Source organism: Lelliottia wanjuensis, assembly GCF_030238365.1.
Taxonomy (GTDB): domain Bacteria; phylum Pseudomonadota; class Gammaproteobacteria; order Enterobacterales; family Enterobacteriaceae; genus Enterobacter; species Enterobacter wanjuensis.
Genome location: NZ_JASSOT010000080.1, coordinates 12,730 through 26,748, shown reverse-complemented (window position 1 = coordinate 26,748; position 14,019 = coordinate 12,730). Strand labels below are relative to the sequence as shown.

At 54.7% G+C, this 14,019-nt stretch carries 15 protein-coding genes; 11 read left to right on the top strand and 4 right to left on the bottom strand.

Annotated elements, in window-relative coordinates; translation table 11 throughout:
- Window positions 1-97 precede the first annotated feature (97 nt).
- From QQF33_RS24995 to QQF33_RS24960, 8 genes are all read left to right on the top strand, one after another.
- Complete coding sequence (locus tag QQF33_RS24995) at window positions 98-658, top strand: lipoprotein (RefSeq protein WP_282494890.1); 561 nt, start codon at window positions 98-100, stop codon at window positions 656-658.
- 140 nt (window positions 659-798) lie between these two features.
- A complete protein-coding gene (gene pyrC / locus QQF33_RS24990; RefSeq protein WP_285158804.1) occupies window positions 799-1,845 on the top strand; it encodes a dihydroorotase in 1,047 nt (348 codons plus the stop codon).
- A gap of 74 nt (window positions 1,846-1,919) precedes the next feature.
- Complete coding sequence (gene dinI / locus QQF33_RS24985; protein WP_285150779.1) at window positions 1,920-2,165, top strand: DNA damage-inducible protein I; 246 nt, start codon at window positions 1,920-1,922, stop codon at window positions 2,163-2,165.
- Window positions 2,166-2,436: 271 nt separating this feature from the next.
- Window positions 2,437-2,691, top strand: a complete 255-nt coding sequence (gene bssS, locus QQF33_RS24980) for a biofilm formation regulator BssS (protein WP_095281565.1) — start codon at window positions 2,437-2,439, stop codon at window positions 2,689-2,691.
- Window positions 2,692-2,808: 117 nt separating this feature from the next.
- Window positions 2,809-3,927, top strand: a complete 1,119-nt coding sequence (gene solA / locus QQF33_RS24975; protein WP_285158803.1) for an N-methyl-L-tryptophan oxidase — start codon at window positions 2,809-2,811, stop codon at window positions 3,925-3,927.
- 60 nt (window positions 3,928-3,987) lie between these two features.
- Window positions 3,988-4,101, top strand: a complete 114-nt coding sequence (locus QQF33_RS24970) for a YceO family protein (RefSeq protein WP_282495016.1) — start codon at window positions 3,988-3,990, stop codon at window positions 4,099-4,101.
- Between the two features lie 261 nt (window positions 4,102-4,362).
- Window positions 4,363-4,929, top strand: a complete 567-nt coding sequence (locus QQF33_RS24965) for a cytochrome b (RefSeq protein ID WP_285158802.1) — start codon at window positions 4,363-4,365, stop codon at window positions 4,927-4,929.
- Between the two features lie 2 nt (window positions 4,930-4,931).
- Window positions 4,932-5,507 (top strand): YceI family protein, encoded by a 576-nt coding sequence (locus tag QQF33_RS24960; protein ID WP_282494885.1) that lies wholly within the window; start codon window positions 4,932-4,934, stop codon window positions 5,505-5,507.
- 37 nt (window positions 5,508-5,544) lie between these two features.
- Here QQF33_RS24960 and trhO read toward each other — a convergent pair whose 3' ends face one another.
- A complete protein-coding gene (gene trhO / locus QQF33_RS24955) occupies window positions 5,545-6,594 on the bottom strand; it encodes an oxygen-dependent tRNA uridine(34) hydroxylase TrhO (protein ID WP_282494884.1) in 1,050 nt (349 codons plus the stop codon).
- A gap of 220 nt (window positions 6,595-6,814) precedes the next feature.
- On the opposite strand from trhO, the gene QQF33_RS24950 reads away from it, so the two are divergent.
- From QQF33_RS24950 to QQF33_RS24940, 3 genes are all read left to right on the top strand, one after another.
- Complete coding sequence (locus QQF33_RS24950; protein WP_285158801.1) at window positions 6,815-7,741, top strand: Kdo(2)-lipid IV(A) acyltransferase; 927 nt, start codon at window positions 6,815-6,817, stop codon at window positions 7,739-7,741.
- Window positions 7,742-7,864: 123 nt separating this feature from the next.
- Complete coding sequence (gene mdtG / locus QQF33_RS24945) at window positions 7,865-9,091, top strand: multidrug efflux MFS transporter MdtG (RefSeq protein ID WP_282494882.1); 1,227 nt, start codon at window positions 7,865-7,867, stop codon at window positions 9,089-9,091.
- Window positions 9,092-9,177: 86 nt separating this feature from the next.
- Window positions 9,178-9,552, top strand: a complete 375-nt coding sequence (locus QQF33_RS24940) for a MysB family protein (protein ID WP_285145843.1) — start codon at window positions 9,178-9,180, stop codon at window positions 9,550-9,552.
- 6 nt (window positions 9,553-9,558) lie between these two features.
- Here the strand turns inward: QQF33_RS24940 and QQF33_RS24935 are convergent, their stop codons facing one another.
- The 3 genes from QQF33_RS24935 to mdoG are packed head-to-tail and all read right to left on the bottom strand — an operon-like array spanning window position 9,559 to window position 13,917.
- Window positions 9,559-9,786 (bottom strand): YceK/YidQ family lipoprotein, encoded by a 228-nt coding sequence (locus QQF33_RS24935; RefSeq protein WP_285150786.1) that lies wholly within the window; start codon window positions 9,784-9,786, stop codon window positions 9,559-9,561.
- Window positions 9,787-9,842: 56 nt separating this feature from the next.
- The gene (gene mdoH, locus QQF33_RS24930; RefSeq protein ID WP_282494879.1) at window positions 9,843-12,371 is read right to left on the bottom strand and encodes a glucans biosynthesis glucosyltransferase MdoH; all 2,529 of its coding nucleotides are present in this window, start codon (window positions 12,369-12,371) and stop codon (window positions 9,843-9,845) included.
- Window positions 12,364-13,917 (bottom strand): glucans biosynthesis protein MdoG, encoded by a 1,554-nt coding sequence (mdoG, locus tag QQF33_RS24925; protein ID WP_282494878.1) that lies wholly within the window; start codon window positions 13,915-13,917, stop codon window positions 12,364-12,366. The genes mdoH and mdoG overlap by 8 nt, the downstream gene beginning before the upstream one ends.
- Between the last annotated feature and the right edge of the window lie 102 nt (window positions 13,918-14,019).

Genomic DNA, 14,019 nt, shown 5'->3' with positions numbered 1-14,019 from the left:
CCCCCTGATTATCAGGTTTTTCTGCTGGTAACTGGTATACCCCCCTGACATACTGAGGCGTCAGGACAGAAGCGCCGACATCATGTTGAGGAACCCCATGAAAAAGATCGTTATTGCTGCTGCGTTCGTTGTCAGCGGCCTGCTGGTCGGTTGTAACCAGCTTACGCACTACAGCGTCAGTGAGCAGGAAATCAACCAGGCGCTGGAAAAACACAATAACTTTTCGAAGGATATCGGCGTGCCCGGCGTTGCCGATGCCCATATCGTACTGAACCACCTCGTCAGCCAGATTGGCCGCGAGGAGCCGAACAAAGTCACCCTCTCCGGCGATGCCAAACTGGATATGAACTCCCTGTTCGGTAGCCAGAAAGCGAACATCAAACTGAAGCTGAAAGCGCTGCCGGTGTTCAACAAAGAGAAAGGCGCGATCTACCTGCAGGAGATGGAGATCGTCGACGCGGAAGTGACGCCGGAGAAAATGAAACCGGTGCTGCAAACGCTGATGCCGTATCTGAACCAGTCCCTGCGGAACTATTTCAACCAGCAGCCGGCATATGTGCTGAGCGAAGACCGAAGCAAAGGCGAGGCCCTGGCGAAGAAATATGCCAAGGGTATCGAAGTGAAACCGGGTGAAATTATTATTCCATTTACGGATTAACCCTGAGGGCGCCACTGGCACCCTTTTTTACACACCTATTTAACGGAAATGAGTGCAAACGAAAACGTTTCCGCCTATGATTTGTGTCCGGCAAAAACAGCCATCCTTATGACTGATTCCTGATAAGCCGGAGCATATCAATGACTGCACATCCCCAGGTTCTGAAAATCCGCCGCCCTGACGACTGGCATATCCATCTGCGCGATGGCGATATGCTGAAAACCGTTGTCCCTTACACCAGCGAAATCTATGGCCGCGCGATTGTCATGCCTAACCTGGTTCCGCCAGTCACCACCGTGGATGCCGCGATTGCCTATCGTCAGCGCATTCTCGACGCCGTTCCGGCAGGCCATGATTTTACTCCGCTGATGACCTGCTATCTGACCGACTCCCTCGATCCGAACGAGGTCGAACGCGGCTTTAACGAAGGCGTGTTTACCGCCGCCAAACTCTATCCGGCCAACGCCACCACCAACTCCAGCCACGGCGTCACCAGCACCGATGTGATTATGCCGGTGCTGGAACGCATGGAAAAACTGGGTATGCCGCTGCTGATCCACGGCGAAGTGACACACCCGGACATTGATATTTTTGACCGCGAAGCGCGTTTCATTGAGACCGTCATGGAGCCGCTGCGCCAGCGTCTGCAGGGGCTGAAAGTGGTGTTCGAGCACATCACCACTAAAGATGCCGCAGAGTACGTACGCGACGGCAACGAACTGCTCGCCGCGACCATTACCCCCCAGCATCTGATGTTCAACCGCAACCACATGCTGGTCGGCGGCGTGCGCCCTCACCTGTACTGCCTGCCGATCCTCAAGCGCAATATCCACCAGCAGGCGCTGCGTGAACTGGTGGCCAGCGGCTTTACCCGCGCCTTCCTCGGGACCGACTCGGCACCACATGCGCGTCACCGCAAAGAGGCCAGCTGCGGCTGCGCAGGCTGTTTCAACGCCCCAACCGCGCTCGCCAGCTACGCCACGGTATTTGAAGAGATGGGTGCGCTGGAGCACTTCGAAGCCTTCTGCTCACTCAATGGCCCACGCTTCTACGGTCTGCCGGTGAATGAAAGCTTTATCGAACTGGAGCGCAAAGAGAGCCAGGTCGTCGATGCTATCGCCCTGACGGACGACACCCTGATCCCGTTCCTGGCCGGTGAAACCGTTAACTGGACGGTTAAACAGTAATTTTTTGTCGCCCCCTGTTGTAAGTTCGACATGATGCCTGTATAAATACACAGTATATTACACAGGGGGCCATTATGCGTATTGAAGTCACTATCGCCAAAACCACCGCTTTGCCTGCTGGCGCGCTGGATGCGCTGGCCGGAGAACTCTCCCGTCGCATTAACGAGACCTTCCCCGATCAAAACGGGAACGTCACCGTGCGTTACGCCACTGCCAACAATCTCTCCGTTCTCGGCGGGGCGAAAGATGATAAAGATCGCATCAGCGAAATCCTGCAGGAAACCTGGGAAAGCGCCGACGACTGGTTTATCACCGAATAATTATTTCTCCCTCATTGTCTTTTTTTGCCGGGTCGCCCCGGCTTTTTTTATGCTTTTAAAATAAGTTCAAATTAATTGCGTATCTTCTTAAAAAAACGTGAATAAGATGGCGTTTTATTGTTCAAACAATCCTAAAAAGCAGAAAAATGTGTTGCTACCTGTTTATTTTCCCCTGCATATCCCTTATTTATTGATATACTGAAGTTGCTTCAGAAAAACACGCATTGAACCTCACAGTCGTTGTCTTCTAACACGTATTACGGGGGTTATGATGGAAAAGAATAATGAAGTCATCCAGACCCATCCTCTTGTCGGATGGGATATCAGTACCGTAGACAGCTACGATGCACTGATGCTGCGTTTGCACTACCAGACCCCGAATCAGCCTAGCCGTGAAGAAGCGGAAGTTGGTCAGACACTGTGGCTGACCACCGATGTTGCACGCCAGTTTATTTCTATTTTAGAGGCAGGCATTGCCAAAATAGAGTCTGGCGACTACCAGGAAAATGAGTATCGTCGGCATTAAATTTATGCCCTACATTCACTCAACAGGCACCTTAACGGTGCCTCATTTATTTCTCCCTTGAATAAGCCTTTCATCTTAATTACTCTGCAAACTTAAGTCCTGGTTTAAGAGATTCTCATGAAATACGACTTGATTATTTTAGGCAGCGGCTCGGTCGGTTCTGCTGCGGGTTATTACGCCACCCAAGCTGGCCTGAACGTCCTGATGATCGATGCCCACCTTCCTCCACACGCTGAGGGGAGTCACCACGGCGATACCCGTCTCATCCGCCACGCCTATGGCGAAGGCGAGCGTTACGTCCCGCTGGTGCTCAGAGCACAGCAGCTCTGGGATGAATTATCGGCCCTGAGTGAAGAGAAGATTTTTGAGCGCACGGGTGTGGTGAATCTCGGCCCGGCGCATTCGGAATTTCTGGCGAACGTCGAGCACAGCGCGCGCGAATTCAATCTGGACGTTGAGCGCCTCGATGCCGCGGCCGTAATGAAACGCTGGCCGGAAATCACGGTACCAGAAGATTACATCGGGCTGTTTGAATCCAGGTCCGGCGTGCTGCACTGCGAAACGGCGATCAAAACCTGGGTCTCCCTGGCAGAACAGGCTGGCTGCGCGCAGCTCTTTAACTGCCCGGTGACGGCCATTCATCATCACGACGACGGCGTAACCGTCGACACGCCGGAAGGCCCTTACACGGCAAGCCGTCTGCTGGTGAGCGCCGGAACCTGGGTGACAAAATTACTTCCCAACCTGCCGGTTCAGCCTGTGCGTAAGGTCTTCTCCTGGTTCCAGGCCGATGGCCGTTTCAGTACGCAGAACAAATTCCCGGCCTTTACCGGTGAACTGCCGAACGGCGATCAGTTCTACGGCTTCCCGTCCGAGAAAGACGCCCTCAAAATCGGCAAGCATAACGGTGGCCAGGTGATCTCCTCGCCGCAGGAGCGTAAACCCTTCGGCGATCTGCCGGGCGACGGCTCCGAGGCGTTTAACTTCCTGCGCAACGTGCTGCCGGGCGTCGGTGGACTGCTCTACGGCGCCGCCTGCACCTACGACAACACCCCGAATGAGGATTTCATCATCGATACGCTGCCGGGACACAGCAATACGCTGCTGATCACCGGGCTGAGCGGCCACGGGTTTAAATTCGCCTCGGTGCTGGGTGAGATCGCAGCGCAGTTCGGGCAGGGAATGACCCCGCAGTTTGATCTGACGCCCTTCTCTCTCTCGCGTTTTGGCGGATAATCCTCTCTTCAGGCTCCGACTTTCGGAGCCTTTCTCTTTCTACTCTCGGTAACAAAAATGATGCGCAGGATCTTCGATTATCTGGTTAACAATATTCGCGAACATTTCATGCTCTATATTTTGTTATGGTCCTTACTGGCTATCATCGATGTTATTTATATTGTATTTTTCTGAAAAGAGATGCTGACGATAATTGACAATACTTTATATTACCTTAATTTTGCAGCAAATAATTTGATTGCAACATATCTTCCGCATTGCCCTTTCCCACTCGAAACAGCGACTTACCCACGAATGAATTGAAGCAAAACCGCATTACACAATCAAAAATATTGAAATAGAAAAATGAATATTCCTAATGCTTAAATATCAGTTGCAATAAACGTTTTCACAGGCCATTTTTACCCTTCAAATTAATTAGGGATGGTCATCATTATGCAACTGCGTAATTCTTCTGCACGCTATGGAATAATATCCATGAGTTTGCACTGGTTAATTGCTCTCGCGGTTTATGGCATGTTCGGCTTAGGTTTGTGGATGGTGACGCTGAGCTATTACGACGGCTGGTATCATCAGGCGCCTGAACTGCACAAAAGCATAGGTATTCTGCTGATAATGGCGCTGGTCGTCCGTATCCTCTGGCGACACCTCTCTCCACCTCCCCCGGCGCTGAAAAGCTACAGCAAACTGACGCGTATCGGTGCCGCCGCTGCTCATATCATCCTGTATGTCCTGCTGTTTGCCATTTTGATCAGCGGCTATCTGATTTCCACCGCCGATGGCAAACCGATCAGCGTCTTTGGCCTCTTTGAGGTTCCGGCCACGCTCGCGGATGCCGGTTCGCAGGCCGATCTGGCGGGCCAGGTGCATCTGTGGCTTGCCTGGGGCGTGGTGATCATCTCTGTCCTTCATGGCCTTGCGGCCCTTAAACATCATTTCATCGATAAGGACGCCACGCTCAAGCGGATGCTTGGCCGATCGTCTGTTGACTCTGGAGCATAAAAATGAAAAAACACCTGCTGGGTATCGCGTTAGGTTCGCTGGTATTTGCCACCGGCTCTGCCGTCGCCGCTGACTATAAAATTGATAAAGAGGGCCAGCACGCCTTCGTTAATTTCCGTATTCAGCACCTGGGTTACAGCTGGCTGTACGGCACCTTTAAAGATTTCGACGGCACCTTCACCTTTGACGAAAAAAATCCCGCAGCGGACAAAGTGAATGTGACCATCAACACCAACAGCCTGGACACCAACCACGCCGAGCGCGATAAACATCTGCGCAGCGCGGAATTCCTGAATGTGGCGAAATTCCCGCAGGCGACCTTTACCTCAACGGAAGTGAAAAAGGATGGCGACGGGCTGGATATTACCGGCAACCTGACCCTGAATGGCGTGACCAAACCGGTGACGCTGGATGCGAAACTCATTGGTCAGGGTGATGATCCGTGGGGCGGCAAACGCGCAGGCTTCGAAGCTGAAGGGAAAATCCGTCTGAAAGATTTTAACATCACCACCGATTTAGGCCCGGCGTCGCAGGAAGTGGATCTGATTATTTCCGTGGAAGGCGTCCAGCAGAAGTAAAAAAATCCCGGCCGCATTGCGCGCCGGGATAACTTTTTCACTCCGGGTCAGGAATACCCAGTTTGGTATTCAGTCGACCGCGTGATTTGTTGAAGATCTTGTTGCCGTTTTCACGCCCCGCGCGACGGCGACGCTGCTCTTCTTCCGGCAGAACGCTCTCTTCACTACAGAGTTCGCTACAGCAGCCGCGGAACTTCTCCGCACACGCCGGACACTGGATAAACAGCAGATGACAGCCGTCGTTTTTGCAGTTGGTGTGGGTATCGCACGGCGTACCGCACTGATGACAGTGCGCAATCACGTCTTCGGAAATACGCTCGCCCATGCGCTCGTCAAAGACGAAGTTCTTGCCGATAAAGCGCACCGGTAAGCCCTGCTCACGCGCGCGACGAGCGTATTCGATAATCCCGCCTTCAATGTGCCAGACCTTATTGAAACCGCTGTGCTTCATGAAAGCGCTGGCTTTTTCGCAGCGAATGCCCCCGGTGCAGTACATCACAATTTTTTTATCTTTGTGCTCCTGCATCATCTCCACGGCTTTCGGCAGCTGCTCGCGGAAGGTATCCGCCGGGATCTCAAGCGCGTTTTCGAAATGGCCCACTTCATATTCGTAGTGGTTACGCATATCGATAAACACGGCGTCGGGATCGTCGAGCATGGCGTTCACTTCCGCCGCTTTCAGGTATTCGCCGACGTCAGCCGCGTTAAACGTTGGGTCGTCGATACCGTCTGCCACGATGCGTTCACGCACTTTCATGCGCAGCACCCAGAAGGATTTCCCGTCATCGTCGAGGGCCACGTTCAGGCGCAGGTTGTCGAGCGCGGGATCAAAACCGTAAAGCACATCGCGGAAGGCGCTCACTTTACTTTCTGGCACGCTGATCTGGGCGTTGATGCCTTCATGAGCCAGGTAAACGCGGCCAAAGACATTCAGTGCTTCGAAAGCCTTGTAGAGTGCGTCGCGGGTTTCCTGCGGCTCTGAGATAGTAAAATATTTATAGAATGAGATAGTTACACGCGCTTCGGTTTCCGCCAGCATGCGTGCTTTCAGGGTCTCATTCGAAATGCGGTTGTGTAACACTGGCATGGTGTACGGTTCCTGCAATCGTTAAGAGAAAGAAAATCGGCGGCATCATATAGCATACAATGAGAATTTACATCCCCACATTTTGCGCTACATTTCTCTCATCCAAAAAATAATGTAGCAACAATTGCTGCAAAAGCGCTCATTCGGCGCCCATTCGTTTTGGTTATGGTTTTAAAAAATGCGAGAATGACGGCATAAGGACGAAAAAGACAGGAAAGACATGACCCGATTACCCCAATTTTCTGCGGCGCTGCTTCACCCACGTTACTGGCCAACCTGGGCCGGCGTCGGCCTTTTATGGTTGCTGGTACAACTGCCCTACCCGATGATTTATCGCATCGGTTGCGGTCTCGGCCACATTGCTCAGCGTTTCATGAAACGTCGCGTTAAGATCGCGAGTCGCAATCTGGAACTCAGTTTTCCTGAGATGGGCGCGCAAGAGCGCGAGCGTATGGTCAGGAAAAATTTCGAATCCGTCGGCATGGGCCTGATGGAGACCGGAATGGCCTGGTTCTGGCCTGATAAGCGCATGGCGCGCTGGTATGACGTCACCGGAACCGGGATGGAACCGGTGCATACGCTGCAGGCGCAAAAAACCGGCGTGCTGCTGATCGGCATCCACTTTCTCACGCTCGAAATCGGCGCGCGGATGTTTGGCATGCAGGCTCCCGGCATCGGTGTCTATCGCCCGAACGATAATCCGGTGATCGATCTGCTGCAAACCTGGGGCCGTATGCGCTCCAATAAGAGCATGATTGACCGTAAAGACCTGAAAGGCATGATCCGCGCCCTGAAAAATGGGGAAGTGATCTGGTACGCGCCAGACCACGATTACGGGAAGCAATCCAGCGTGTTTGTCCCTTTCTTCGCCGTTCAGGAGACCGCGACCACCACCGGCACCTGGATGCTGGCGCGCATGTCAAAAGCGGCGATTGTGCCTTTTGTACCGCGCCGCAAACCGGACGGGAAAGGCTACGAGCTGATGATGCTGGAGCCGGAATGCGCTCCGCCGCTGGATGATGCCGAAACGACCGCCCGCTGGATGAACGGCGTGGTCGAGAAGTGCATCATGCTCGCCCCGGAGCAATATATGTGGCTGCACCGCCGCTTTAAGACTCGCCCGGAAGGTATGCCGTCGCGCTACTGATCTCAATGCGGCCTCCGAGGCCGCATCCCTTTTAGCTTTAAAAGCCCTTCGCATTGCAGCAATCATCACCCAGGCGCATAATTAGCAGGCTTACTACCTTCTCTTCTCGCGTTACGGATTGCTATGTCACCCTCAGATGTCCCCATAAACTGGAAACGTAACCTCGTGGTTGCCTGGCTCGGCTGTTTTCTGACCGGTGCCGGATTTAGCCTGGTGATGCCTTTTCTGCCGCTGTATGTCGAGCAACTCGGCGTCACGGGGCATAGCGCCCTGAATATGTGGTCTGGCCTGGTGTTCAGCATTACGTTTCTGTTCTCCGCCATTGCGTCCCCTTTCTGGGGCGGGCTTGCCGACCGAAAAGGCCGCAAAATCATGCTCCTGCGCTCCGCGCTCGGTATGGCGATCATCATGGTGCTTATGGGGCTGGCGCAGAACATCTGGCAGTTTCTGATTTTACGCGCGCTGCTTGGGCTGCTGGGCGGGTTTGTCCCCAACGCCAACGCCCTGATCGCCACGCAAATTCCGCGTCATAAAAGCGGCTGGGCGCTCGGGACGTTATCGACCGGCGGCGTCAGCGGCGCACTGCTAGGTCCCCTCGCCGGGGGGCTAATGGCCGATACCTACGGGCTGCGCCCGGTGTTCTTCATCACCGCCAGCGTGCTTTTCGCCTGCTTCCTGCTGACCGCGTTCTGTATCCGCGAAAAATTCACCCCGGTGCCAAAAAGAGAGATGCTGCATGCACGCGATGTCATCGGCTCGCTAAAAAATCCGAAACTGGTGCTGAGCCTGTTTGTGACGACGATGATTATCCAGGTGGCGACAGGTTCTATCGCCCCGATTCTGACGCTGTACGTCCGCGAGCTGGCCGGTAACGTCAGCAATATCGCCTTTATCAGCGGCATGATTGCTTCCGTGCCCGGCGTCGCTGCCCTACTGAGCGCCCCGCGTCTCGGTAAACTGGGGGATCGCATTGGGCCGGAGAAGATCCTGATTGCCGCTCTTGTGATCTCAGTTGTGCTGTTGATCCCCATGTCGTTCGTGCAAACGCCGTGGCAGCTCGGCGTGCTGCGCTTTTTACTCGGCGCTGCTGACGGAGCGCTGCTTCCGGCGGTGCAAACGCTGCTGGTCTACAATTCGACGAACCAGATTGCCGGGCGGATATTCAGCTACAACCAGTCTTTCCGCGACATTGGCAACGTCACGGGGCCGCTGGTCGGGGCCGGGATTTCCGCGAGCTTTGGCTTCCGCGCCGTGTTTATCGTTACCGCAAGCGTCGTGCTGTTCAACGCGATTTACTCGTGGTGGAGCCTGGCCCGCGCGTCGCAGCCCGCGCTTAATGCCTCCTCCTGATAACTTATTGGCGCATTCATACTTGCAAAATCGGAGAATCAGCTATTCTTTCCCTGAACACCACTGCGAATCACAGGGAGATACCGATGACCATGTATGCCACGCTGGAAGAAGCCATTGATGCCGCTCGTGAAGAGTTTCTCGCCGATAACACCAATATCGAGGAGGAAGATGCGGACATTCAGCAACTCAATATTCAAAAATATGTCCTGCAGGATGGCGATATCATGTGGCAGGCCGAATTCTTTGCGGACGAAGGTGAAGACGGTGAGTGTCTGCCGGTGCTGAGCGGCCAGGCGGCTCAGGCCGTTTTCGACGGTGATTATGAGGAAATTGAGTTGCGACAGGAGTGGCTGGAGGAAAACACCCTTCACGAATGGGATGAGGGTGAGTTTCAGCTTGAGCCGCCGCTGGATACCGAAGAGGGGCAAACCGCAGCGGACGAGTGGGACGAGCGTTAACCGACCTTATTCATAAGGACCGTGCTGCGCGTCGATAGGCAGCAATAGCGTGTCGAACACCAGCGAGAACGGCAGGTCGAGGATCGTGACATAGCGCCATGCGGAGTCGCGAACGTCCCATTGTACGCCGGGATAATACTGGTTGCCATGGCCCTGACCGGGAATGGTACGGCTGATAATGCTGCCGCACCCGCTGAGCAGCAGCGCCATCATCACCACGATGAGTATTCTCATTCAAACCTCATATAAAAAAATACCGGCCAAGGCCGGTATTTTTACTTTCGTTCGGCTTACTTCGCCTTCAGGGCCAGCGGATTGAGCTTAATCGTCGTGTAGTAGTTCACCCACGAGGAGTATCTCTCCGGAGAGGACCAGACGCGATAGTGCAAGCGGGCCATGGTGACCGGGTCGCTTAACAGCACCAGACGGCGATCGCGGTTCAGTTTTTCCGGCGTTTCGTTCAGCGCTTGCTCGATGTGGCGATCGCGGGCGATCTCCAGCACCTGGCTGGCGCGGTGACGCGCGGTGGCCATGGCAGTCGCGAGAGCGTTAAACGACGGGTTAAACACCGCGTGGATAAAGCCATCGTCCAGCGAACGGCTGCGGTTCAGCACCAGATACTTGTCGGTGTCCACCAGCACCTGCGGCGGAGAATACTCTTCCGGGATCAGGAACAGTTTCCAGCGTTTGGTACGCAAGCCCACCGTTGAACGGCTGGAGATCACGGAGACAAACGGCGACAGGATCAGGGAGAACACGATCGGCGCGAGCCAGAACAGGAAGCGTAAATCCAGCCACGCCATACCGGCAGCCCACACCAGACCCAGCAGCATCTGCGAGCCATGACGCATGAAAGCTTCGCTCCACGGCGTGGAGTCATCGTCACGCTGCGGTGAGTTCCAGACCACTTCCCAGCCGAGGAACGCGCTGACCACAAACACCGTGTGGAACAGCATGCGCACCGGCGCCAGCAGCACCGAGAACAGCACTTCGAGCAGCAGGGAGAGCGTCACGCGACAGAAACCGCCGTACTCTTTCGAGCCTTTGCACCAGATCAGGATGATACTGAGCAGCTTAGGCAAGAACAGCAGGATCATCGTCGAGGCAAAGAGTGCAATCGCCAGCTCAGGACGCCACTGCGGCCACACCGGGAACAGCTGGCGCGGTTGCAGGAAGTACTGCGGTTCGGTCAGGGCATGGACCACCTGCAACGCCGTCGACAGGGCCAGGAACATAAACCACAGCGGCGCAGACAGATAAGACATCACGCCCGTCAGGAACACGGCACGGTGAACCGGGTGCATCCCTTTCACAAGGAACAGACGGAAGTTCATCAGGTTGCCGTGACACCAGCGGCGGTCACGTTTCAGTTCATCCAGCAGGTTCGGCGGCAGCTCTTCATAAGAGCCCGGCAGATCGTAAGCAATCCACACACCCCATCCTGCACGGCGCATCAGCGCCGCTTCCACGAAGTCGTGAGACAGAATGGAACCGGCAAACGAACCTTCGCCCGGCAGCGGTGCCAGCGCACAGTGTTCGATGAACGGCTGCACACGAATAATGGCGTTGTGACCCCAGTAGTGGGATTCACCCAGCTGCCAGAAGTGCAGACCGGCGGTAAACAGCGGACCGTAAACGCGGGTCGCAAACTGCTGACAGCGCGCATACAGCGTATCCATACCCGAGGCTTTCGGCGACGACTGGATGATCCCGGCGTTCGGGTTCGCTTCCATCAGACGCACCAGCCCGGTCAGACACTCACCGGTCATCACGGAGTCGGCGTCCAGCACCACCATGTAGCTGTACTGATTGCCCCAGCGGCGGCAGAAGTCATCGATGTTACCGCTTTTACGCTTCACACGACGGCGACGACGACGGTAGAAGATCTGCCCTTCGCCCTGCACTTCGGCAATGAGTTCCATCCAGGCTTTCTGCTCGGCAACGCAGATATCCGGGTTGTAGCTGTCGCTCAGGATGTAGACGTCGAAATGCTCGGCGTTACCGGTCGCCTTAACAGACTCCCAGGTGGCGCGCAGGCCCGCGAATACGCGGTCAACGTCTTCGTTACAGATAGGCATGATAAGCGCCGTACGGTGCTCAGGGTTGAGTGCTTCATCCCCGACCGTTGACGCCGAAATGCTGTATTTGTCACGCCCCATCAGCAATTGCAGGAAGCCCATCAGCGCGGTCCAGAAACCGGCCGAGACCCAGCAGAACAAGACCGCGAAGAGGAGGAGGATCCCACTTTGCAGAATGTACGGCAGGAGCTGCATGAAGGAGACCCACAGATCTTGCCCGACCATGTCAGCCGGATTGATCAGCGCCCAGCCCTGATAAGGCAGGATGGTTTTCATGTACCAGGTGGCGACCACGGTCTGGGCCAGGGTCAGCACCAGCAGGGTGTAACGACGGATCGTGCCGACGGTACGCCATTTCTGCTCAGACGCCTGCTGCTCTTTGGTCAGACGAGACAGATAGCGCGGCGCCACATCGCGACCGCGCAGACGATCCCAGAAGCGGCCTACCGGGTTGGTACGCCACGGATCCGGGAACATGGAAGAGCGCGTCGCTTTCGGCATCGCCTGAAGCTGGGTGCGCCCTTCATCGTCTTTAATCAGCTGCCCTTCTGCCAGCGAATCTGGCCAGGCCTGCTCCAGGCGCGCCTTGACTGACCCCAGAGGCGTATCGTCATCACGGGTAAATTCGTGATGCTCGCCATCCAGCGCGGTATGAACCGCGCGGATGTCGCTCTTGGGCAGCGCCGCTTTCTCAATATCTGTCAGCGGCATGGCATCGATATATTCAGATGTATTATTCATTGGCAGGTAGCTGATAGCTCCAGGTTTCACTCAGCGTCTGATCGGCATTGACCAGCGCAGCGCGCATTTCCGTGGTCTGTTTAGGATCTTTCACTTTTACGCGCAGGGTTAAGCGCCACCCTTTGGTCACCGGGTTGTAACGCACGGTGTTTTCAACGATTTCACCGTTATCACCAATGCTGGTTTGCGCGGTGACAGGCGTATCCGGCGTCAGTTTTTTCATATCCTGACCGGCGAAATCAACCACAAACGCCACGGTGCCATCAGGCTGGCGAATGAGATTCGACTGCTTCACATCGCCCGTTGAGCGGCGAGTCTGCATCACATACGCGTTGTCCGGCGCATGCAACTTATCTTCATCGCGGCTGAAGGTGATGGTGTATTTGAAGTTCATCTCTTTCCCGGCTTCCGGCAGCTGATCCGGCGTCCAGTAAGCGACGATGTTGTCGTTGGTTTCGTCGTTGGTTGGAATTTCAACCAGCTCGACTTTGCCTTTACCCCAGTCCCCTTTCGGTGTGACCCAGGCGCTTGGGCGCAGATCGTAACGATCGTCGAGATCTTCAAAGCGAGAGAACTGACGACCGCGCTGGAGCAGACCAAAGCCCTGCGGGTTTTCCATCGCAAAGCTGCTGACTGCCAGGTGTTTCGGGTTGTTCAGCGGACGCCAGATCCACTCGCCGTTGCCAGCAAGAATGGACAGACCGTTGGAATCATGTAGTTCCGGGCGGAAGTTGGTCGCCGGAGACGGCTGATTTGGCCCGAACAGGAACATACTGGTCAGCGGCGCGACGCCCAGTTTGCCCACTTTGTCGCGCAGGTAAACTTTGGACTGCACGTCGATCACCGAGTCACGACCCGGAATGATCACAAAGCGGTAAGCACCGGTCGCACGCGGAGAGTCCAGCAGTGCGTAGATAGTCAGGCGTTTGTCCGTAGGTTTTGGACGCTCAATCCAGAACTCACGAAAACGCGGGAATTCTTCACCAGACGGCAGCGCCGTATCGATTGCCAGACCACGCGCAGACAGACCGTAAACCTGGCCTGAACCGATCACGCGGAAATAGCTGGCCCCCAGCATGCTGACAATTTCGTCGTTTTTATCTTTGCTGTTGATGGGGTAAAGCACTTTAAAGCCTGCGAATCCCAGGTCTTTAACGGTGTCTTTGTCGTGTTTCACATCGCCAAAATTAAAATAATCCGGGCTGTATTTGATCTTACGTACCGCAGTGGCCGTCACTTCATTGATAGCAACCGGGGTGTCGAAGTACATGCCCTGATGATAAAACTCAAGCTTGAACGGGGTCTTAATGTTGTTCCAGTACGCTTTATCGTGATTGAACTGGATCTGCTGATAGTCCGCATATTTCATGTCGCGGAAGACGGAGGGCAGGTTACTTTTTGGCGCCTCATAGCCTTTGTCGGCCAGCGATTTTGCCTGTTTTGCGACATCATCGATGGAAAAAGACCATGCAGAAGAGGTATACAGTGACAACAAGACTGCTGCACCCAACCAACGCATTTTCATCATTTGTGGTTTATGTTTCATAATAAGTAAGCACTTCCCCCTTTGTGTGCTTAATTCGATCCGATCCATTTTACTGGAAATTCAGGCAATCCGACAACAATATCACTGCTTTGTTCAGCGCGC